Source organism: Streptomyces panacea (assembly GCF_040560175.1).
GTDB lineage: Bacteria > Actinomycetota > Actinomycetes > Streptomycetales > Streptomycetaceae > Streptomyces > Streptomyces panacea.
Genome location: NZ_JARJHW010000009.1, coordinates 1 through 21,362, shown reverse-complemented (window position 1 = coordinate 21,362; position 21,362 = coordinate 1). Strand labels below are relative to the sequence as shown.

General features: G+C 70.4%; 22 protein-coding genes. 9 read left to right on the top strand and 13 right to left on the bottom strand.

Annotated elements, in window-relative coordinates:
* Positions 1–71 precede the first annotated feature (71 nt).
* The 7 genes from P3L51_RS04180 to P3L51_RS04150 form a co-directional block, all read right to left on the bottom strand.
* The gene (locus P3L51_RS04180; protein WP_354603658.1) at positions 72–1,028 is read right to left on the bottom strand and encodes a right-handed parallel beta-helix repeat-containing protein; all 957 of its coding nucleotides are present in this window, start codon (positions 1,026–1,028) and stop codon (positions 72–74) included.
* Positions 1,029–1,381: 353 nt separating this feature from the next.
* Complete coding sequence (locus P3L51_RS04175; RefSeq protein WP_354603657.1) at positions 1,382–2,125, bottom strand: NPP1 family protein; 744 nt, start codon at positions 2,123–2,125, stop codon at positions 1,382–1,384.
* Positions 2,126–2,345: 220 nt separating this feature from the next.
* The gene (locus tag P3L51_RS04170) at positions 2,346–2,582 is read right to left on the bottom strand and encodes a hypothetical protein (RefSeq protein WP_354603656.1); all 237 of its coding nucleotides are present in this window, start codon (positions 2,580–2,582) and stop codon (positions 2,346–2,348) included.
* The gene (locus tag P3L51_RS04165) at positions 2,579–4,939 is read right to left on the bottom strand and encodes a glycoside hydrolase family 65 protein (protein WP_354603655.1); all 2,361 of its coding nucleotides are present in this window, start codon (positions 4,937–4,939) and stop codon (positions 2,579–2,581) included. The genes P3L51_RS04170 and P3L51_RS04165 overlap by 4 nt, the downstream gene beginning before the upstream one ends.
* On the bottom strand, positions 4,936–5,721 hold the full coding sequence (locus tag P3L51_RS04160) for an HAD family hydrolase (protein ID WP_354603654.1): 786 nt from the start codon (positions 5,719–5,721) through the stop codon (positions 4,936–4,938). The genes P3L51_RS04165 and P3L51_RS04160 overlap by 4 nt, the downstream gene beginning before the upstream one ends.
* Positions 5,722–5,925: 204 nt before the next feature.
* On the bottom strand, positions 5,926–7,266 hold the full coding sequence (locus P3L51_RS04155; RefSeq protein ID WP_354603653.1) for a PP2C family protein-serine/threonine phosphatase: 1,341 nt from the start codon (positions 7,264–7,266) through the stop codon (positions 5,926–5,928).
* Positions 7,267–7,366: 100 nt separating this feature from the next.
* Positions 7,367–7,861 (bottom strand): FBP domain-containing protein, encoded by a 495-nt coding sequence (locus P3L51_RS04150; RefSeq protein WP_354603652.1) that lies wholly within the window; start codon positions 7,859–7,861, stop codon positions 7,367–7,369.
* Between the two features lie 136 nt (positions 7,862–7,997).
* Between P3L51_RS04150 and P3L51_RS04145 the strand changes: the two genes are divergently transcribed.
* The gene (locus tag P3L51_RS04145; RefSeq protein WP_354603651.1) at positions 7,998–8,612 is read left to right on the top strand and encodes a TetR/AcrR family transcriptional regulator; all 615 of its coding nucleotides are present in this window, start codon (positions 7,998–8,000) and stop codon (positions 8,610–8,612) included.
* A gap of 61 nt (positions 8,613–8,673) precedes the next feature.
* On the top strand, positions 8,674–10,320 hold the full coding sequence (gene pgm, locus P3L51_RS04140; RefSeq protein WP_354603650.1) for a phosphoglucomutase (alpha-D-glucose-1,6-bisphosphate-dependent): 1,647 nt from the start codon (positions 8,674–8,676) through the stop codon (positions 10,318–10,320).
* A 44-nt stretch (positions 10,321–10,364) separates the two neighbouring features.
* Here the strand turns inward: pgm and P3L51_RS04135 are convergent, their stop codons facing one another.
* Both P3L51_RS04135 and P3L51_RS04130 read right to left on the bottom strand, forming a co-directional pair.
* Complete coding sequence (locus tag P3L51_RS04135) at positions 10,365–11,204, bottom strand: hypothetical protein (protein WP_354603649.1); 840 nt, start codon at positions 11,202–11,204, stop codon at positions 10,365–10,367.
* A 74-nt stretch (positions 11,205–11,278) separates the two neighbouring features.
* Positions 11,279–12,535: a glycosyltransferase family 4 protein gene (locus tag P3L51_RS04130; protein WP_354603648.1), complete on the bottom strand. Its 1,257-nt coding sequence runs from the start codon at positions 12,533–12,535 to the stop codon at positions 11,279–11,281.
* A gap of 238 nt (positions 12,536–12,773) precedes the next feature.
* Here P3L51_RS04130 and P3L51_RS04125 point away from each other — a divergent pair, with 238 nt between their 5' ends.
* The 5 genes from P3L51_RS04125 (at position 12,774) to P3L51_RS04105 (ending at position 17,085) form a co-directional block, all read left to right on the top strand.
* On the top strand, positions 12,774–13,598 hold the full coding sequence (locus P3L51_RS04125) for an aldo/keto reductase (RefSeq protein WP_354603647.1): 825 nt from the start codon (positions 12,774–12,776) through the stop codon (positions 13,596–13,598).
* 88 nt (positions 13,599–13,686) lie between these two features.
* Entirely contained in the window at positions 13,687–14,757 is a 1,071-nt protein-coding gene (locus P3L51_RS04120) for a hypothetical protein (RefSeq protein ID WP_354603646.1), read from the top strand.
* Between the two features lie 161 nt (positions 14,758–14,918).
* Complete coding sequence (locus P3L51_RS04115; RefSeq protein WP_354603645.1) at positions 14,919–15,704, top strand: SAM-dependent methyltransferase; 786 nt, start codon at positions 14,919–14,921, stop codon at positions 15,702–15,704.
* An 89-nt stretch (positions 15,705–15,793) separates the two neighbouring features.
* Positions 15,794–16,603, top strand: coding sequence for a PrsW family intramembrane metalloprotease (locus tag P3L51_RS04110; RefSeq protein ID WP_354603644.1), 810 nt, complete (start codon positions 15,794–15,796; stop codon positions 16,601–16,603).
* Between the two features lie 20 nt (positions 16,604–16,623).
* A complete protein-coding gene (locus tag P3L51_RS04105; protein ID WP_354603643.1) occupies positions 16,624–17,085 on the top strand; it encodes an SRPBCC family protein in 462 nt (153 codons plus the stop codon).
* A 70-nt stretch (positions 17,086–17,155) separates the two neighbouring features.
* Here the strand turns inward: P3L51_RS04105 and P3L51_RS04100 are convergent, their stop codons facing one another.
* The gene (locus P3L51_RS04100; RefSeq protein WP_354603642.1) at positions 17,156–17,944 is read right to left on the bottom strand and encodes a LysR family substrate-binding domain-containing protein; all 789 of its coding nucleotides are present in this window, start codon (positions 17,942–17,944) and stop codon (positions 17,156–17,158) included.
* A gap of 58 nt (positions 17,945–18,002) precedes the next feature.
* Here P3L51_RS04100 and P3L51_RS04095 point away from each other — a divergent pair, with 58 nt between their 5' ends.
* A complete protein-coding gene (locus P3L51_RS04095) occupies positions 18,003–18,407 on the top strand; it encodes a DUF5997 family protein (protein WP_354603641.1) in 405 nt (134 codons plus the stop codon).
* Between the two features lie 56 nt (positions 18,408–18,463).
* Here P3L51_RS04095 and P3L51_RS04090 read toward each other — a convergent pair whose 3' ends face one another.
* Entirely contained in the window at positions 18,464–18,904 is a 441-nt protein-coding gene (locus tag P3L51_RS04090) for a DUF7144 family membrane protein (RefSeq protein ID WP_354603640.1), read from the bottom strand.
* 342 nt (positions 18,905–19,246) lie between these two features.
* Between P3L51_RS04090 and P3L51_RS04085 the strand changes: the two genes are divergently transcribed.
* Positions 19,247–19,786: a hypothetical protein gene (locus P3L51_RS04085; protein ID WP_354603639.1), complete on the top strand. Its 540-nt coding sequence runs from the start codon at positions 19,247–19,249 to the stop codon at positions 19,784–19,786.
* Positions 19,787–19,798: 12 nt separating this feature from the next.
* Here the strand turns inward: P3L51_RS04085 and P3L51_RS04080 are convergent, their stop codons facing one another.
* The gene (locus P3L51_RS04080; protein WP_354603638.1) at positions 19,799–19,993 is read right to left on the bottom strand and encodes a ferredoxin; all 195 of its coding nucleotides are present in this window, start codon (positions 19,991–19,993) and stop codon (positions 19,799–19,801) included.
* Positions 19,994–20,097: 104 nt separating this feature from the next.
* Positions 20,098–21,327 (bottom strand): cytochrome P450, encoded by a 1,230-nt coding sequence (locus P3L51_RS04075; RefSeq protein WP_354603637.1) that lies wholly within the window; start codon positions 21,325–21,327, stop codon positions 20,098–20,100.
* Between the last annotated feature and the right edge of the window lie 35 nt (positions 21,328–21,362).

The window sequence follows — 21,362 nt, the reverse complement described above, 5'->3', positions numbered from 1 at the left end:
TCCGGCTCGACCGCCGGACGGGCGGCGCGAGTGGCCCGTCCGGCGGTCGAGGGTGGATCGGCCGCCGCCGGTCAGGGGGTGACGGCGATGTTCGTCAGGCCACGGCCGCCGGTGACCGTGTTGTTCGAGTGCACGGTGGTGCGGCAACTGGCGGTGTCGGCGGTGACGTTGATCGCGAGCCGCTTGTCGCCGGTGGCGCCGTTCAGATCCGACTTGTTGCCGCGGAAGACCGTGCCGCAGCCCCAGCCCGACTTCTGGGTGTGGGTCTCGAAGCCGTTGTTGGTGGTGTTCTTCCCGGTGTTGTTCTCGACGAGGGTGTTGTTGCCCTTCACGTCGACCCAGGAGTCGTCGAAGTTGGCGCCGGTCAGCCCCCGGCCGTCGAAGGTGTTGCCGATGATCTTCGCGCCGGTGGTGCCTTCCTTGATGTCGATGGCCTCACCCCCGACATCGGGACCGATGGTGTTGTTGAGGATCTGCGCGTTGTCGCTCTTGTCCGAGGTGCCGCCGGCCGAGCCGACGTAGACGCCCTCGCCCATGCCCCGGCCGTCGTTGCCGGTGTCGTAGATCCGCGAGTTCTTGATGACTCCGTCGCGGCTGGTGTTCCGGAAGTGGACGCCCTCCATGTCCAGGTCGTGCACGACGACGGAGTCGATGACGACGCCGTCGGCCGTGTCCGCCATGATCCCCTTCTGCGCGCCGGTGAGGGTGATGCCCTTGACGGTCCAGTACGAGGCGCCGTTGAGGTGCAGTACGTACCCGCCGCCCGCACTGAGGACGGCCTTCTCCGAACCGGTGAGCGTGATGCGGGAGTTGGCGGTGGCGGCGACCAGCGCCTTGAAGTTTCCGGTGTAGAGGCCGTCGGCGAGCTGGATCGTGTCGCCGGGGCGGACGGTGGTGAGGGCGGACTTCAGCTGGGCGGCGGTCGTCACGCTGATGACCGCCGCGTGGGCCGGGGTGACGGTCGTGGACAGCACGCCGGCCGTCGTGGCAACGGCGAGGAGGGTGGGGAGCAGCCTTCGAGCACGCATCGCAAGCGCCTTCCTGCGGGAGTGTGGGGTCTCATATGCGAACAGGGGACGAGCTTGTGAACACTGGAGCTGATTGGCCACCGTAGGGACACCGACGAACCGCGTCAAGGTCCGTACCAATAGCGGAACTTGAACCCCTGAACTCCGGCTCGCCGACACCCCGGCCCCGCGAACCCCACATCACACGCACGATCGGTCGTACATTTATCGATACAACAAGGTGGCCGTCTGTATATGGGGCCGCGCGTCGGCTCGATGGCGCGCCCAACCCACCTGGGGGCAGACTCTGCTGACGGCACGTCAGGACGAGCGGCGGGGCGGCGGCCCGAGGGACGCCGCCCCGCCACCGCCTGTCAGGCGTTCGGGTCGAACGGGATGCCGCCCGGCTTGGCCCTGGTGAGGTGCGAGTTGAATGTGCTGTCCTTGATACCGAGCGTCGCGCTGCCGAAGTCGGCCCCGCTCAGCTTGTCGCGCAGACCGGCGGGGTAGCCCTCCCAGCCGACGAGCGTCGGGTACTGCCACGTTCCCTTGTGGTTCTCCGGCGGCTCGTCACCTGTGCTCGCGGACCGGAAGGTGTGCGTACTGCCCCCGTCCTTGTGGTAGACGACCTTGGCGTGGCTGCCGTCGAACTGGATCTGGGAGCGGTTGTGGATCTGGAACCCGCCGTGGGCGGAGGTCGACACGTACTCGACGTTGTTGTCCTTCACCCACACCACGATGTGCTCCCAGTCGTGGCGGTGTCCGGCGCTACCGCCGCCGAGCGACACCTGGTCCTTCTCGAAGTAGGACGCGTACATGATCGCGCACCACCCGTTGTTGCACTTCTCGCGCGAGTAGCTGTTGGTGTTCTCCAGGTCGGACAGGTCACGGCAGTTGCCGTTGACGTCGCCGCCCATTCCCAGACCCGGGGCGATGGTGCCGTCGGGGCCGATGGCGGGGCTGGCGTAGCAGCCGTCACGGTCGTAGTCGTAGGCGGGCTGGAACGACCGCTCCTGCCCGTTGGCGTTACCCGGGAGTGCCCTTGGGGGGTCGGCGTGGGCGGTGGCCGGGGAGGCCACCACCAGTGCTACGGCTCCGACGAGACTCGTGAGGGACATCCTCCCGAGCCGCCGCGACGAGCCTGTTCGCTTGGCCGAGGGCCAACTCTTCTTCAACTGCGTCCTCCTGGTCGAACCCGCGGTGGGGAGCGGGCAGGGCCGGACCGTCCACGGCACGCATGTCAGCCATGTCGTGCGCGTGGCGGCCACTGAACACGCATGAGTCTGCCTGGAGTTGGCGATCACTCGCAGCAGAATCCGGGAGTCGGACGCCCGTTCGTCAGCCCTCGACGTCCTCCACGCCGAGCGACTCGCAGCGCGCCGGGTCCCGGCCGCGGATACGCGGGGCCATCGCCACTCCCACCAGGAGGAGCACCGGAAGCGGCAGCAGCGGCGACCAGTTGACGGCGGAGCCTGCGGCCGTGCCGCCGACCGGTGCGCCGGACCGCCGGTGGATCCTGCCGAACGGGGTCGGCAGCGAGGGCCGGACGGCTGCCGCCCCGCCCTCGCCGGTCAACGTCCGCGGCGGTGCCCGGCCGCGTTCGGCCGGCGCCCCGGCGGGTAGTCCGGCGTCGGCGGGGCGATGACGGTCGGGATGGCGCGGGCCTCGGTCACTCCCCCCTGGACGGTGACGAGTTCGCCGTAGTGGTGGATCTCCAGCGGGTCACCGGTGGGAAGGGTGTACGTGGCGGTCGTCGGGGTGATCTCGACGCGGAGGTGGCGGCCCCGGAACTGCATCGTGAAGGCGAGCCGGCTGATCTCCTCCGGCAGCCGGGGCGCGAAATCCAGCCTGTCCCAGCCGTGCCTCATCCCCCCGAAGCCGCCCACCAGAACCATCCAGGCGCCCGCGAGCGAGGCGATGTGCAGGCCGTCCCTGGTGTTGTGCTCCAGGTCCTCCAGGTCGATCTGCGCCGCCTCGGTAAGATAGTCGTAGGCGAGGCGCATGTGCCCCGTCTCCACCGCGATGACCGCCTGGCAGCAGGCCGACAGCGAGGAGTCGCGGACGGTGAGGGGCTCGTAGTAGGCGAAGTTGCGCGCCTTGTGGTCGGCGTCGAAGTAGGAGCCGCACTTGACCATGGCCAGGACCAGGTCCGCCTGTTTGATGACCTGCTTGCGGTAGATGTCGAAGTAGGGGAAGTGGAGCAGGAGCGGGTACTGGTCGGGCCGGGTGCCCTCGAAGTCCCACTGCTGGTGCCCGGTGAATCCGGCGTCCTGCTCATGCACCCGCAGCTCGCTGTTGTAGGGGATGTTCATGGCGTCGGCGGCGTCCCGCCACGTCGCGCTCTCCTCGTCGTCCACGCCGAGTTCGGCCGCCCGGTCGGCGTGCCGCTCCACGATGCCGGCCGCCGCCAGCAGATTCGTCCGGGCCATCAGGTTCGTGTACGTGTTGTCGTCCACGACGGCGCTGTACTCGTCGGGGCCGGTGACACCGTCGATGTGGAAGACGCCGTGGTGGTCGTGGTGACCTAGGGATCGCCACAACCGCGCCGTCTCCACGAGCAGTTCGACGGCGCAGTCACGCTCGAACTCCTCGTCGTGGGTGGCGGACAGGTACCCCACCACCGCGTCGGCGATCCCGGCGTTCACATGGAAGGCCGCCGCGCCGGCCGGCCAGTAGGCCGAGCACTCGGAACCATCGATGGTCCGCCAGGGGAACGCCGCTCCCCGCAAACCGAGTTGCTTCGCGCGCTCACGCGCGGCCGGCAGGGTGCTCTGGCGCCAGCGCAGCGCCTGTGACACCGCGTCCGGTGAGGTGTACGTGAGCAACGGCAGGACGAACGCCTCGGTGTCCCAGAAGGCGTGCCCGTCGTAGCCGGAGCCGGTCAACCCCTTGGCGGGGATGCCGCGTTGCTCGGCGCGGGCGCCGGCCTGCAGAACGTGGAAGAGGGCGAAGCGCACGGCCTGCTGGATCCCCTCGTCGCCCTCCACCTCCACATCGGCGCACCGCCAGAAGGCGTCGAGGTAGGTGCGCTGTTCCTCGACGAGGCCCGTCCAGCCGACACTCGCGGCGCCGGCGAGAGCCGCGTCCACCTGGTCGCCGATGGCGGGCAGCGACCGGGTGCTGGACCAGCCGTACGCCACGAGCTTGTCCAGGCGCAGGCTCTTGCCGGGGGTCAGGACGGAGGTGACGGTCAGCCGGGCGATGTCGTCGTCGGACTCGCACTCCGTCGTGGTCGGCTCGGGTCCGGACACGACATGGTCCGCCGCCGCGCCGACGCGCAGGCCGCTGCGGCGGGTGGAGTGCACCAGCCGCAGCCGGTTCCCGGAGGCGAACGTCTCCTCCGCCTGGAGCGGCGACTCCAGCGCGACGGCGGCCCGGGGGTCGGTCGCGGCGCCGGGCAGTTGCTCGTTGGCCACCAGCTCCGACTGGATCACGATGCGCACCTCGGAGTCGACCGCCTCGACCTCGAAAGAGACCGCGGCGATGGCTCGCTGGGTGAAGGACACGAGCCGGGTGGAGCGCACCCGTACGGTGTTGCCGGCCGGCGAGGTCCACTCGCAGGTACGGTGCAGCAGGCCGGTCCGCAGGTCGAGCACGCGTTCGTGGGAGCGCAGTTGCCCGTAGCGCAGGTCGAACGGCTCGTCGTCGACCAGCAGCCGGATGATCTTGCCGTTGGTGACGTTGATGACGGTCTGGCCGGACTCCGGGTAGCCGTAGCCGGCCTCGGCGTACGGCAGGGGGTGCAGTTCGTGGACGCCGTTGAGGTACGAGCCCGGCAGGCCGTGCGGTTCTCCCTCGTCGAGGTTGCCGCGCCATCCGATGTGGCCGTTGGAGAGCGCGAAGACCGATTCGCTCTGCGGCAGCACGTCGAGGTTGAGTTCCGTCTCGCGCAGGGACCAGGGCTCCACGGCGTACATCAGGTCGGTGATCATGCCTGCGGCTCCCGGTCGGCGGGGCGGCCGGGTTCGCCGGGGCCGGCGAGGTCCGCCAGGTCCGCCAGGTCCGTGACGACGGTGTCGGCGCCGTGGGACCGCAGCGCTTCGGCCTGGCCGACCCGGTCGACGCCGACGACGTACCCGAAGTGTCCGGCGCGGCCCGCCTCCATGCCCGCGAGCGCGTCCTCGAACACGGCGGCGGCCGACGCCTCGATGCCCAGGTCCTCCGCCGCCGCGAGGAAGGGGGCGGGGTCGGGCTTGCCGGGCAGTCCGCGCTCCGCCGCCACGACGCCGTCGACACGGGTGTCGAAGAGGGGTTCGGCGTCGATGGCCCGGAGGATGTCGCGGCAGTTGGTGCTGGAGGAGACGACGGCGGTGCGCAGCCCGCCCGCCCGGACGGCCCGGATGTAGCGCAGCGAACCCTCGTACGGCTCGACGCCGCCGGCCTTGATCCTCTTCAGCAGCCGGTCGTTCTTGCGGTTGCCGAGGCCCTGGACGGTGGCCCGGTCGGGCGGGTCGTCAGGGGCGCCTTCGGGAATCTTGATGCCGCGCGAGGCGAGAAAGGCCCGTACGCCGTCGGCGCGGGGCAGCCCGTCGACGAATTGGCTGTAGTCCGCGACGGCGTCGAACGGGCGGAACTGATCCCCGTCACGCTCCCGCAGGAACTCGTCGAACGTCTCTTTCCAGGCCGCCGCGTGCACGACGGCCGTCTTGGTGATGACACCGTCGAGGTCGAACAGGCAGGCCTGGATGCTGTCCGGGAGGCCGAGTTTCGTCATGCGGTGCACCTTCTGCGTGGAAGGGAGCTGCTTTCCCGGCAATCGTAGGGCGGTCGGACGGACCGGTCCTCGGGAACATTCGCCGCGCGGTCTCCGTCCGGCATGGGAAAACCTGGAAGAACCCGGCGGGAATCCTGAAGGAATCCAGGAAGGAAGCTTGGAGGAATTACGGGGAAATCCCTCGGCGGGCGGACAGCCCTTCGCTCATTCGGCGGTGGCGGTGTACGGCTCGATGCCGGGCGGGATGCGTACCGCGATCAGTGCGATGTCGTCCGTACCGGCGTCACCGAGCGCCACCACCAGTTCGTCGCAGAAGGTCTCCAGCGGGGCACGGGCCAGCGCGGCGGCGTGTCGGCGCAGCCGCGTCATACCGTCGTCGAACGTCTCGCTGCGGCGCTCGATCAGCCCGTCGGTGTACAGCAGGACCGTCGATCCCGGTGGCAGGGTTTCGGTGGCGTCGGGGCGGATCGTCTCGGGCACCACGCCGAGCAGGATGCTCCGGCCCTCCTCCAGAAAACGGGTGTCGCCGTCGCGGGTGATCAGCAGCGGGGCGGGGTGCCCGGCGACGGCGTACTCGAAGATCCAGGGGCTGTCCGGTTCGGGCTTGGCGAGCAGGCCGTAGAGACAGGTGAGGGTCTGCCACGGGTAGAGGATCTCGTTCGCGGCGTCCAGCCGGGCCAGGATCTTGCCCGGTGGTTCCTTACGGTCGCAGGCGATGCCCCGCAGCATGTTGCGCATCTGGCTCATGGCCACCGCGGCCTTGAGATCGTGGCCGGTGACGTCACCGATGATCAGGCTGAGGGCACCGTCGGGGAGCAGGAACGCGTCGTACCAGTCGCCGCCGACCTCCGCGCTCGCCCGCGCGGGGTCGTACCGTGCCGCGATCTCCAGCGGGCCGCCGTGGGGCAGGTCGGGCAGCAGAGAACGCTGGAGCCGTTCGGCCGTATGGGCGATCTGGCCGTGCAGCCTCGCGCTGTCCACGGCCATGGCGATGCGGTGGGCCAGGTCCTCGATCAGCGGCAGCCGGTCCTCGTCGTCGAGCCCTTCCGGGCCGGTGCGCACCAGGGTCAGCACGCCGAGCACTTGGTGGCGGGCGCGCAGGGGGACCAGTACGGCGCGGTGCGCGCCCAGTTGCTCGAAGGTCCGCAGCTCGACGCGGTGCAGCGCGTCGGCGCCCTCGTCCGGGGCGGGGAAGTCCGCGAGACGCAGGGGCCCGGCGCCCCGCAGGGCCCGCGCCAGCGGGGCCTGGGAGGATTCGCCGGCCGGCGGCATCAGCGCCTCCAGGAATCCGGAGGGCAGCACATCGGGCTCGCGGTGCTCCACCACCGCGCGACGCAGCTGCCCCTCGTTCTCGACCAGGTCGATCGCGCACCAGTCGGCGAGTGCGGGGACCAGCACCCTGCACAGCCGGCGCAGCCCCTGTTCCAGGTCGAGCGTGCTGGACAGCGCCTCGGACGCGTTGGCCACGATCGTCAGCCGGTCCAGGGCGTCCTGAAGGGCGCGGTCCACGTCGAAGGGCTCGTCCCCGGGTGGCGAAGTGGTCACGTCGGGCCTCCTCTGCGTACGGCGCCGCGGTCCACCCCTGCGAGGCGCGTTCGATGTCCGGAACGCGTTCGAGCGTATGCCTTCGGCGCGGACCGGCCCTTCAGGAAACGAGCTGGTCGAGGAAGGCGTGGAGATTCGCCCGGGTGCGCTCGATCTGCTGCTCCACGGTCAGGCTCTCCTGCATCCGTCCGCCGGGCGCCGCGGCCTTCTTTCCGCGTACGTAGAGGGAGCAGGCGAGGTCGGTGCACATGTACAGCCCGACCGAATTCCCGTCCCGGCCCGCCCTGCCACGCTTCCGGGCGGTCATCAGCGACACACCGCTGCCCGGGTGGGTGGTCAGACAGAGGGAACACATGCTGCGGTGCAGAAATCCACGGCGCCGCGACGGATAACGCAGCGTCACGCCGACGAGCGCCCCGTCCCTTTCGGTGACGAGATAGCCGCGGTCGGGCGCCGAGAGGTCGAGCCACCCCAGGAAGTCCAGGTCTTCCCAGGGGTGGTCGGCGAGTTCGCGCGGCAGCGGAAGCCGCGCCGCCTCGCCCTTGGTGCAATTGACGAACGATGTACGGATGTCCTGTTCGGTCACGGCTTTCATGATTCCGACGCTAACAGTGCCTAATCATATTAGGCAAACAATTATTACTTCTAGGCGGCCGAGTGTGCTGAGGTGGAGCCACGCCGGACGACGCCGGACGACGCCGAGCACCGGCCGAGCACAGGAGGTGGCGCCCATGGCGCGCGTACGACTGACGGTCGACCGGTTGACGGAGGCGGCGGGCGTCCTCGCGGACGAGGTCGGCTTCGAGAACGTCACGGTGGCCGCGCTCGCCCGGCGCTTCGACGTGAAGGACGCGAGCCTCTACGCCCACCTCAGGAACGCGGCGGACCTGCGGACGAGGATCGCGCTGCTGGCGGTGGACGAGTTCGCCGAGCGCGTCGCCGCCGCGGTGGCGGGCCGGGCCGGCAAGGACTCGCTCGTCGCGTTCGCCGACGCGTACCGGGCGTTCGCACTGGAGCGCCCCGGCCTGTACGCGGCCACACAGATGCGCGTCGACCCGGCGATCACGGCCACTCCCCCGTCGTATCTGCGCACCATCGAGATGACGTACGGGATGCTCCGGGCGTACGGCCTCACCGAGCCGGACCTGACCGACGCCGTACGGCTGCTGCGCAGCACCTTCCACGGCTTCAGCACGCTGGAGGCCAACGGCGGATTCGGGGCCGACCGCGACGTCCGGGCCTCCTGGGAGCGGACCGTCGAAGCGCTCCATGTCCTGCTGGAGCACTGGCCGCGCGCGGGGACCGCGGCGCCCACTGGCGCGGCCTCACCTCATAGGGTTACGTAGCGCCAGGACCACGGGCTCGACGCCCCGGGCGGCGGCCGACCGACACGATTGGAGTTCGCCGATGGTGCACGACAGGGCCGGGCAGCAGGCGCAGCCCGGAGATCTGGTGGACGTGGCCCGGCTGGTGACGGCCTATTACACGCTGCACCCGGATCCGGCCGAGCCCGCGCAGCGGGTCACCTTCGGTACGTCGGGGCACCGCGGCTCCGCCTTCGTGGCGGCCTTCAACGAGGACCACATCGCCGCCACCACCCAGGCCATCTGCGACTACCGGACCCGCCAGGGCACCGACGGGCCGGTGTTCCTGGGCGTCGACACCCACGCCCTGTCCGAGCCGGCCCGGGTCACCGCGCTGGAGGTGCTGGCCGCCAACGGCGCCACCGTCCTGATCGACTCGGACGACGGCTACACACCCACCCCGGCCGTCTCGCACGCGATCCTGACGTACAACCAGGACCGCGCCACCGGCCTCGCCGACGGCATCGTGGTCACGCCGTCGCACAACCCGCCGGCCGACGGCGGCTTCAAGTACAACCCGCCCAACGGCGGCCCCGCCGGTTCGGACGCCACCTCCTGGATCCAGGACCGCGCCAACGCCCTGATCGAGGCGGGCCTGGGAGAGGTCCGCCGGATTCCGTACGCGCGGGCGCTGGCCGCCGACACCACGGGGCGGCACGACTTCCTGGGCCGGTACGTGGACGACCTGCCGTCCGTCCTGAATCTGGACGCGGTGCGCGACGCCGGGATCCGGATCGGCGCGGACCCGCTCGGCGGCGCCTCGGTCGGGTACTGGGGCCGGATCGCCGAACGGCACCGGCTCGACCTCACGGTGGTGAACCCGCTCGCCGACCCGACGTGGCGGTTCATGACGCTGGACTGGGACGGCAAGATCCGGATGGACTGCTCGTCGCCGCACGCGATGGCCTCGCTGATCGCGCGGCGCGACGAGTACACCATCGCGACCGGCAACGACGCCGACGCCGACCGGCACGGCATCGTCACGCCGGACGGCGGTCTGATGAACCCCAACCACTATCTGGCCGTGGCCATCCAGTACCTCTACGCGCACCGCGACGGCTGGCCGGCCGGCACCGGGATCGGCAAGACGCTGGTCTCCTCCTCGATGATCGACCGGGTCGCCGCCGACCTCGGGCGCACGCTCGTGGAGGTGCCGGTGGGATTCAAGTGGTTCGTCGACGGTCTGTACGACGGCAGTCTGGGCTTCGGCGGCGAGGAAAGCGCCGGTGCCTCGTTCCTGCGCCGCGACGGACGGGTGTGGACCACCGACAAGGACGGCATCCTGCTCGCCCTGCTGGCCTCCGAGATCACCGCCGTCACGGGCTCCACCCCGTCCCAGCACTACGCGGCGCTCACCGACCGCTTCGGCGACCCGGCCTACGCCCGCGTGGACGCCCCCGCGACCCGCCAGGAGAAGGCGGTCCTCGCGAAGCTCTCGGCCGACCAGGTCACCGCCGACTCCCTGGCGGGCGAGCCGATCACCGCGGTCCTCACCGAGGCGCCCGGCAACGGCGCGGCGATCGGCGGCCTGAAGGTGTGCACGGACAGCGCCTGGTTCGCCGCGCGGCCGTCGGGCACCGAGGACGTGTACAAGGTGTACGCGGAGAGCTTCCAGGGCCCCAAGCACCTGAGCGAGGTCCAGGAAGAGGCGAAGACCCTGGTGTCGAGGGCGCTGCGTGCCGCGGGCTGACGTATTTCTGATGGTTCGTCAACTTCGGTGCCGCGCGCCGATGTTCACCGGGCGGGCGGCGGAGCGATCTCCACGGAGAGGTCGTTGTCGACCGTGTAGTACGGACGCGCCGTCACCCCGCCGAGGGTGGCGGCCGGGTAGACGAAGACCGTCTTGCGGTCCGCGACATCGTCCAGCAGCCGGGCCACCCGGATCCGGGACGCGCCCGTCGCGGGGCGGACGTACACGTCCCAGATCACCGGCGCCGCCCCGGCTGCGGGCCGTCCGCCTTCCGCCAGGAGCTCCTGGTAGTCGACGGTGAAGGAGAAGTCCTGGCCCCCCTCGGGCCGTAGCGCGATCTCCCGTACGACGCCGGCCTGACCCCGTCGGTACAGCAGCGCCGCCGCGCCCTCCCCCGGACGGGGCCCGAACAGCCGCGCCCGCACGGTCATCGACCGGCCCGAGAAGACGATCCGGCCGGCCTCCGCGTGCGAGGCCCGCAGCCAGGCCCGTACGGCGAGACGGCCGTCCTTGGTGGCGTACGGGATCCGGACCGCCAGCGGCGTCACCACGCCGTCGCGGCCACCGGACACCAGCGCGCGCAGATCGCGAAGGCCGGGCAGCAGCGGTGTGCGCTCCTCGCCCGGCACGCCCACGACGTACGCGTCCCAGCGGCCCTCCGCCAGGGCGGGTGCCGTCTCCAGGACAGCCCGCCACTCGTCCTTCCCGTCGGGCTCCAGCGCGACGACGCGGCCGAGCTCCTCCGACCGCCCCTTCTTCGGGCGCAGCTGGAGCAGCAGCCGGGGGCGCGCGGAATCGGGCAGCGGCAGTCGTACGCGTACGACGAAGCGCCCTTCCTCGTCCACGGTCGTGTCCGCGCGCGGCTTCTCCAACGGTCCGTTCACCGCCGGTCCGTTCGTGCCCGGCCCATTCGTGCCCGTTGCGTTCCCGGCCGGTGCGTTCGTGCTGTCGTCGCCGCTCATCCCCGTGCCTTCCGTACGGTCCTCAGGACACTGCTGGCCGCGACGAGCGCGGTGTCCTTCGCCGCGTAACCGCCGCTCACCAGTGCGTGGTCCGTCGCGCGCGCCGACGGCCCGCCGGCGCCCCGGGCCGCCACCAGCTCCTCGAACAGCTGCTCGGCCTGGGCCACCACGGGGCCGGGGGCGTAGCGCCGGGAGTTGTGCAGTGCGGCGCGGCCCATCCGGCGGCGCAGTTCGTCGTCGCGTACGAGATCCAGCAGGGCGCCGGCCAGCGCGTCCCGGTCTCCGACGGGGACCAGCCTGCCGTCCTCGCCGGGGGCGATGATCTCGCCGGGGCCGTACTCGCAGTCGGTGCTCACGACGGGCAGTCCACAGCGCATCGCCTCGACGATGGTCATGCCGAACGGCTCGAAGTTCGATGTCGCCGCCCCGATCGAGGCCTTGACCCACTCGGCTTCCATCGGGGTCACGGCGCCCATCAGGAAGACGTTGTTGTGCAGGCCCAGCCGGTCGATGAGCGCGCGCAGCCGCTCCCGCTCCTCACCCTTGCCGTAGATCCGCAGCTGCCAGTCGGGCCGCTCGGCGGCGACGGTGGCGAAGGCCTCGATCAGCAGGTCGAATCGTTTCACCGGTACCAGCCGTCCGGCCGCGATCACGACGCGCTCGGTGCCGTCCGCCGGCGGAAGGGCCGGGGCCGGGACGCTGTTGGGGAGCGCCTGCACCCGGACGCCCGGCAGTCGCATCTTGCGCCGGTAGGCGGCGGCGTCGGCCTCCGTGACGGGGGTGAGCGCGTCCAGGCGCGGATAGACCCGGCGCAGCGCGTTGCGCAGGCGCGGCGGGTGGTTGTTCAGCGTGAGGTGCTCCTGCCCGACGCGCACCGTGCGGGCGGGTGCCTGGAGGGCGAGGTGCACGTTGAGGCCGGGCCGGGTGCCCACGGCGACATCGGCGTCGAGCGACGCCAGCGCCTCGCCGATGCGCTCGTCGGTGAGCGCGCTGTACTGCCGGTAGCGGTACTCGGACGAGGGGAAGATCTTCGCCGGTGTCAGATGCCGCGGGTCGCTCTGCTCGTGCCGCAGATCGACCAGGGGCCGCAGGCGTACGCGCGGATCGAGGTTGAGATTCGGCCGCTCCCGGTGCCGGAGAGCCGAGATGATCTCCACATCGTGCCGATCGGCCAGCGCGCGGGCCAAGTTGAACGTGGTCGTGATCGTCCCTCCTATCCCATACGCGTTGTGTATAAGAAATGAGATCTTCATGCCGTGCATGACGGGTTGGGCATCCGGAAGGTTGCTCGCGTAACCCCTCGGTAAGGAGAAAGGCACCCTGCCGTAACCGCGCGGTCTGACGCGCCGTCGGACGCGATCCACGCGAGGAGACGGCTGGAGCATTTGCCGTATTGAGCAGTTTTACCGGCAATATGATCGGGAAGACGGCCCTGTGCACAGCCCCCTCACCCCACGCACCCCTGTCGAAGCGGCACATCAAGGAGCCACCATGAACGCGGTCCCCGACATCACGCTCAACAACGGGGTGAAGATCCCCCAGCTCGGTTTCGGCACCTTCCAGATCCCGCCGGCCGACACCCGGGCGGCGACACTGACCGCGCTGGAGATCGGCTACCGGCACATCGACACCGCGCAGATGTACGGCAACGAGAAGGAGGTCGGCCAGGCGGTCCGCGACTCCGGGCTCGACCGGGACGACATCTTCGTGACCAGCAAGCTGAACAACCCCTTCCACGAGCCCGCCGCCGCGCACGCCGCGTTCGAGCAGAGCCTCGCGGACCTCGGACTGGCCCATCTCGACCTCTTCCTCATCCACTGGCCGCTGCCCGCCACCGGGAAGTTCGTCGAGACGTGGAAGGCGCTGGAGGAGATCTACCGGTCCGGGCGGGTCAGGGCCATCGGCGTCTCCAACTTCCAGCCGCACCATCTGCGCCGCCTCCTGGAGGGCTCCGTCGTCGTGCCCGCCGTCAACCAGATCGAGGCGCACCCGTATCTGACCCAGGACGAGGTCAGGGCGTTCGACCGGGAGCACGACATCGCCACCGAGGCGTGGTCCCCCATCGCCAAGGGCAAGGTGCTGAACGACCCGATCATCGTCGGCATCGCCAACGCGGTCGGCCGGACCCCCGCGCAGGTGACCCTCCGCTGGGCCCTCCAGCGCGGGGACATCGTCTTCCCGAAGTCGGTGACCCGCGAGCGCGTCGAGGAGAACTTCGCCCTGTTCGACTTCGAGTTGAGCGAGGGCGACATCGCCGAGATCTCGGCCCTCAACCGGAACGAGCGCACCGGTCCCGACCCGGAGCACGTCAACTGACGCCCGGCCGCCGCCCGGTCCGTAATGGATGTCCCAACTCCGCAACTCTCGGCGGAGAACGGCCGGTGAGTACGGCAAGATCGGTCGTATGACCGAACAACGGGCCAACGCACCGCGACAGAGCGCTACGGACGAGACGATCGCGGCCCTGTCGGTCCGCCTCCGCGCGGCGGACACCGGCGGCTGGACGTCGGACGCGACACGGGCGCTGGTCGTCCGGCTCGGCTGGGGCTGGAGCGGCAGTCCCGGCGTGGTCACCGGCCGCTCCACCGGCGACGCGCGGCTGCGGCCCGTCGGGAAGTTCGAGGAGCGGCACGTGGGCGGGGAGGCGTACGTCGAACTGGCCGTCCCCGTACGGCACACCGCCCCGGACCCGGCCTCCCAGGCGGAGGCCTTCCGGCTGGCCAAGGACGAGCTGACCGCCGCGCTCGGCGAGGCGTCGATCATGGGTGTGCACGGGAGGCTGGCGCCGTTCCTCCGCACCGTGCCCAGCTGGGGCTCCCCGTATCTGCGCTGGCGTGGCGAGTCCGACACGCTCGAACTGCGCGCGGGACCGACGGGGCCCGAGCTGGTCCTTCTGCCCACCGACCCGGCCGAGAGCTGGTTCGTACGCCAGGGAAACGGCGACGAGCTCGGGATCACGGGCTTCTTCGGCTTCCGGCCCGACGGGTCGAACGGCGGCCTGACCTTCCCCGGTGGCTGGCGGGCCCGGAGCTGGGAGACGATGACCCGATCGCTCGCCGCCTTCCTGACGACGCTGCCTGCCGAGACGACGGCGCTGCGGACCCCGATGTGGATGCCGATCTACGGCCGGATCAAGGGGAAGGGCGCGCCGATCCTCTTCGACATCGACTGCGGCGACCGGCTGATGCTCGCCTCCTTCGCGGACGAGTCCGTCGACCCGTCCGCGCTGGGCTGGGGTACGGCGGCGACGTACCCGACGACCGGCCGGCCCTGGCCCGACCCCAACCACCCGCGCCTGCGCATCGACGCGGGCGGTCCGGGCCGGCCCGACGGCCAGGCGCTCGCCGAGACGATCGTGGCGACGGCCCGCGCGATGGGTGTGGAGTCGCCCGAGGACCTGCTCATCGGCTCCGAGGCCGGGGACATGGGCGCCTACCGGGTCACGTTCTACGGCCTGGGTCTGCCGATGGGCTGAGGCGGTCGGAGCGTGGCCCCGGCGCATCGCGAACTGATCAACTCGCCTGCGCTGTGGCAGACTTCACCGGACGGCCGGTGACGCCCGGGCACGCCCGTGACGGCGCCCGAACGCGTCGTGCCACCTTCCGTCGCACCGCCACGCACCCATCGGAGTTTCGTATGACGGCAGGGACACCCAAACCTCAGGTCGACACCAGCAAGCCGCACCCCGCACGGGTCTACGACTGGCTGCTCGGCGGCAAGGACAACTACGAGGTCGACCGTCAGGTGGGCGAGCGACTGCCGGCCGAGTCGAGGGACGGTGCCCGCCAGAACCGGGCGTTCATGCACCGCGCCGCCGCCTGGCTGGCCGGCACCGGCGTCACCCAGTTCCTGGACATAGGCACCGGCATCCCGACCGAGCCGAACCTGCACCAGATCGTGCAGGCGATCGCGCCGACGGCGCGGATCGTCTACGCCGACAACGATCCCATCGTGCTGCGGCACGCCGAGGCCCTGCTCGTCAGCACGCCCGAAGGCACGACCGACTACATCCAGGCCGATGTGCGAAAGCCGGAGGAAATACTGCAGTACGCCCGCGCCACCCTGGACTTCGAGCGGCCGATCGCGCTGTCCCTCATCGCGCTCATGCACTTCGTCCCCGACGACCAGGGCCCGTACGACATCGTCTCCAGCCTGGTGGACGTGCTGCCGTCGGGCAGCCATCTGGTGCTGTCCCACGCGGCGTCGGACCTGGTGCCGGAGCTGTCGGACAAGGTCGTCGCGGAGTACGCGAAGGGCGGCATCACGCTGGGATTCCGTACCCACGGCGGGGTGGGCCGCTTCTTCGAGGGGCTGGAGCTGATCCAGCCCGGACTGGTGACGGCGCCCGCCTGGTTCAAGGACACGGACGCGCCCACGGACGAGATGAGCGGCATCTACGCGGGCGTGGCGCGCATCCCGTAAGCCGCGGGTCGCTGCCCCCTCGCACGACCCGGTCCGGCTTACGCTGCGGTGGCCCGACCGCCGTCGACGTGAGACCGAGGTGTTGTGGGATGCCGACGACCATGCGCAAGTGGGCGTGGCTGCCCGTTCTGGCCGTCGGGCTGGGGCTGTACTTCCTCGTGCAGGGCACGCTGATCGACACCGGCAACGTCAACTACGTACCGTCCATGATCCTGTTGGGCGCGGTCGTCGTCCCTCTCTCCTTCCTCACCTTCGTGGCGGGGCGCACGGGCGAGTGGCGGATCGGGCCGTTCGTGCTGGGGATCGCGGCGCTGTTCGGCGGCGTGGTCGGGATCGTGGCCGCCGGACGGCTGGAGTTCGACACCCTCCGCGGCCTGGGCACGACGTCCCTGATCGGCATCGGCCTGATCGAGGAGTCGTGCAAGCTCATCGTCCCGGTGCTGATCCTGGTGTGGCAGTGGCAGCGCGGGACCGTACGTGTCGGGGACGGGCTGCTGATCGGGGTCGCGGCGGGCATGGGGTTCGCCGCGCTGGAGACCATGGGGTACGCGTTCACCGCGCTGCTGGCGTCCCAGGGGAACATCGGGGACGTCGAGCAGACCCTGTTCCTGCGCGGACTGACCTCGCCCGCCGCGCACATGGCGTGGACCGGACTCATCTGCGGAGCGCTGTGGGCGGCCGTGGCGGCGCGGTGGTCGCTCGCGGCCACCGCGCGGCTCGTGGTCACCTTCGTGTTCGCGGTCGCCCTGCACGCGCTCTGGGACGGTGTCACCAACCGGTTCGCGTACTTCCTGCTGGCCGCGGTCTCGTTGGGCTGGCTCCTCTTCGAACTCCACCGGAGCGACACACTGTCCTGGGACGGCCGGGCCACGAACGCGACGCGCGTACGGCGGCCGTGAGCCGGAGCTAGATTCTCCGCATGTACTCGACTCAGGTCTCCCGGCGTGTACGGGCCCCGCGTACCGCCGTCTACCGCGCGCTGCTGGACCCCGACTCGGTCGCGAAATGGCGGGCACCCGAGGGGATGAGCACCGAGGTGCACGAATTCGACAGCCGTGAGGGCGGGCGGTTCCGTATCTCGCTCATCTACGAGGCGCCGACGGACACCGGGAAGTCAGGTGCGCGGACCGACACGTACCACGGGCACTTCGAGCGGCTCGTGCCGGACGAACAGGTCGTGGAGGTGATCGAGTTCGAGACCGCCGATCCCGCGATGCGGGGCATCATGACCATGACGACGACGCTCTCGGACGTCGACGGTGGTACGGAGGTCCTCATCGTGCACGCGGGGGTCCCGGACGCGGTGCCGGTGGCCGACAACGAGATGGGCACGCGCATGTCGCTGGACAATCTCGCGAGGCTCGTCGAAAGGGATCACTGACGGACCCCCGGTACCGCGGGTGCGTCAGGAACCGGGTGCGTAGGACCTGGTGCGTCAGGAACCGGGTATGTCAGGAACGGCGGCCCGGTTTGCCGCGCCTGCCGCTCTTCGCGCCGCCCGAACCGCCGCTCCGGGGCTTACCGCGGGGATTCTTGCCCGTCGACCCGCCGACGGCGCGCTTGGGCGCCGCCCTGGCCTTGGCCTTCGGCGCGGGCTTCTCCCGCGCCGGGGCCGGGCTCCGGCCCCGTGAGCTGTTGACGGTGCGCCCCCGGACGATCCCGATGAACTCCTCGACCAGGTCGGTGGTCGCCTCCTCCGGCCACGACAGCGCGATGCGCGACTCGGGGACGCCGGAAACCGGCCGGTAGGTGAGGTCCTTGCGGTGGTGCAGGCGGGCGAGCGACTGCGGTACGACGAGCAGACCCACGCCCGCAGCCACCAGCTCGACCGCGTCCGCCGTCGTGGCCGGCCGCTCGTTCGCGGGCCGGCCGGGCAGGCCCCCCTCCCAGTCGAGGGTGTCGTCGAGGGGGTGCAGCACGATGTCGTCGGCCAGATCGGCGGCGGAGACCTCGTCGACGGCGGCCACGAGGTGGTCCTTCGGGACGAGGACCACCGTCGTCTCGGTGTAGAGCGGGATCGCGCTGAGGTCGTTCCGGTCGACCGGCAGCCGTACGAATGCCGCGTCGGCGTCGCCCGCGCGCAGCGTGTCGGCCACGTCGGCGGCGGGCACCCCGGTGAGGGTCAGCGGGATGTCGGGCAGCCGCTCGTTCCAGATCCGCACCCACTTGGAGGGGATCACCCCCGGCACGTAGGCGAGCCGGAACGTGGGGGACGCGAGGGGTACCTCCGAGCCAGTCACACGGCCAGGCTACCGGTCGTGGTCGGAGGCCCCGCACGCGCTAGATAGTCTGGGCACCATGACGTCGCACCAGACCACCCAGACGATGAAACCCGCCACGGCGGCGAAGAAACTGGGTGTGTACCTCGAGGCCACCCCAGCCGATTTCCAGGAGGGTGTCGTCTCGCGCAACGAGTTGAGCGCGCTCCAGGCCGATCCTCCCGAGTGGCTGCTGGAGCTGCGGCGCGACGGGCCGCATCCCCGGCCGGTGGTCGCCGCCAAGTTGGGCGTCTCGATCGCGGGCCTCGCCCGTGGCGGCGTCACGGACGCCCTCACGACTGAGCAGATCGACGCGCTCAAGGAGGAGTTTCCCTCATGGCTGCGGCGGGAGCGCGCCACCCAGGCCGAGGTGCGGAAGGAAGCGGCGCGCATCAAGGAGAAGAACGCGGAGCGGGACACCGAGGCCCGCCGCCCGAACTCCTGACCGGCGACGGAGCGACGGTGAGCGGCCGGGGAGTCCCGGCCGCTCACCGTACGTGACTACCGCGTCGGCCGTGTGCGGTCGGTCAGCAGTGACCAGATGACGAAGACGCCGATCGCGATGGTGATGACCGCCCACACGGGCTGGTAGGGCAACCACATGAAGTTCGCGACGACACTGATGGCCGCCACGCCCACACCCAGCACCCGCGCCCAGGGCGCACCGCTGATGATGCCCAGCCCGGTGAGGACGAGGACCGCGCCCACCACCAGATGGATCCAGCCCCATGAGGTCAGGGTGAACTGGTAGGTGTAGCTGCCATTGAGCGTGAACACGTTGTCCCGTGCGAGCGCGACGACGCCGTTCAGGACGCCCAGCACGCCGTCCACGAACAGCAGGACCCCGGCGAACATCGCCCCGCCCGTCGCCCACGTAGTCCCGCCGTGGCCTTTGCGACGCGGTGTCTGATGTGCCCCCGAAGGGGTCGCGGTCTGTGCCATGAGAGCCTCCTCGGCCGAGTGCGTGGCCCGCTCTCCGGACCACTCCGGCATGGGGCCGACAATCCGCCGCCCTTGCTCCCACGACCAGCCGAACTGGGCCATTCGAGTGAATGACCTCCGGTCGGTACCGCGCGTGTACGGGCCAGGGAATTTGCCGTTATTTTCCTCGGCGCCCTACAACCATCCGGCCTTTCGGACCCCCTTCAATTCAACTGGGAAAAGCGCGGGAATTGAGGGAACTGTTTCATTGCCGAGGCAGTCTTAGGCCGTGACCAAAGGGCGCCGCGACAGACCGGAACGAGACCATGTCGCGGAGCCGAACTACGGGGAAGGCACATTCTCATGCGCACTCGCACTCGCTCTCGCACTCGAATTCGCACGGCGCTCGTCGCCACCGCGGGCATCGCCTCCGCACTCTCGCTGGTCGCGATCACCCCGGCCCTGGCCGGCGCGACCGGTCCGGCCGGGACCGTCGCCGCACCGTGGCGCGGCGTCTCGGCCCCCGCCGCGCCCGCGCAGGGAGACCCGCGCGACGTCACCGGGCGCGTCGCCAACTTCTACGGCTCGTACATCGACTCCGTGTACGACCTGGAGGACCCGACGGCGAGCGCCAACGCCAAGGCGCTCAAGAAGTTCTACCTGAGCACCGCCGCACAGAAGAAGGTCGCGGCGTTCGAGGCGAAGGAGCACGCCGACGGGATCCTCTTCGCGCAGAACGTACCGGTGAAGTGGAAGGTCACCTACACCGGTTCGGGCGCGGGGCACGCCACCTCACTGGTCACGCTGACCTGGAGCGACGGAGCGAACCCCGGGATCAGCGAGATCAAGGTCCAGTCGGATCTGAAGACCCGCAGGATCACCGCGCTCACTCCGTCCGACTGACACGGACGGCGCTCATTCCTCGATGTGAATGGCGAGCGCCGGACAGACGGACGCGGCGTGGCGGGAGTCGGCGGCCTGATCGGCCGTCGGCTCGGCGTCGAGGAGTACGGCGATGCCGTCCTCGTCGCGCTGGTCGAACACCTCCGCCGCGGCGACCACGCACTGTCCGGACGCGACACACTTGTCCTGGTCGAGGGTGATCTTCATGAGGGCTCCTTCAGTGGGGGCGGTAGTCGGACCCGGTCGGTCGTCGGGCCGGTTCGGTCGGAGTCGGTTCGGTCGGGGTCGGTTCGGTCGGGGTCGGGGTCGGGTCACCAGGTGACGGGGAGCTGGTAGACCCCGTACACGCCGCCGTCGTGCTTGAACGGGATCTGCTCGATGTCGGACGCCAGCCTCAGCGTGGGGATGCGCCGGTACAGGGTGCTGTAGACGATCTGGAGTTCCAGCCGGGCCAGCGGCTGGCCCAGGCACTGGTGGACGCCGAAGCCGAAGGCCACGTGGTGCCGGGCGTCGCGCTCGATGTCGAGGCGGTCGGGTTCCGGGAAGACGTCCGGGTCGCGGTTGCCGATGTCGTTGGCGATGACCAGCCCGTCGCCGGCGCGGACATGGCGACCGGCGATGTCGATGTCTTCGAGCGCGACCCGGCGGCGGCCGTTGTGGACGATGTTGAGGTAGCGCAACAGTTCCTCGACGGCCGAGGCGACCAGCTTGGGATCGTCGGAGTCACGCAGAAGGTCGAGCTGGGCGGGGTGTTCGAGCAGCGCGAGCGTACCGAGCGCGATCATGTTCGCGGTGGTCTCGTGTCCGGCGATCAGCAGCAGTACGCCCATCTGGGCCGCTTCGTTCCGGGTCAGCTCCCCCGCTTTCACCCGCCCGGCCAGGCCGGACAGCAGGTCGTCGGCCGGAGCTGCGAGCTTCTCGCCCATGAGGTCGTCCAGATAGCCGATCAGCGCGCCGAAGGCGTCGCTCCGCTCCTGCGGGTCGTTGTCCCGCTTGATGAGGATCTTGCTGTTGGCCTGGAAGAAGTCGTGGTCGCTGTAGGCGACTCCGAGCAGCCGGCAGATGACCAGCGAGGGCATCGGCAGGGCGAACGCCTCCACCAGGTCCACCGGTTTCGGACCGGCCAGCATGTCGTCGATCAGTTCGTCGACGATCTGCTGGACGGCCGGTCGCAGCGCTGCCACGCGCTTGATGGCGAAGGGCGCCGTCACCATGCGCCGCAGACGGGCGTGCTCGGGGTCGTCCATCAGGATGAAGCTGACCGACGGGCCGCCGGGAGGGAGCGGTGCCTGGAGCGGGTAGCCGGGCCGGGTGATGTCGGCGCTGACCCGGGGATCGGCGAGCAGGGCGCGCCCTTCGGCGTACCCGGTGACCAGCCAGGGGGTGCTGTCGTCCCACATCCGGACCTTGGTGAGCGGCGCTTCCTTCCGCTGGGCGACGGCGGCGGGGGGCGGGTCGAACGGGCAGCCGGCCGCCCGGTCCATCGGGAAGTACGGGACTTCGGCGGGGGTCTCGCCGGCTGATTCGACAGTGCTGGTCATATGTCTCCTCCAAGGGGGGTGGGGCGTGGGGCTGT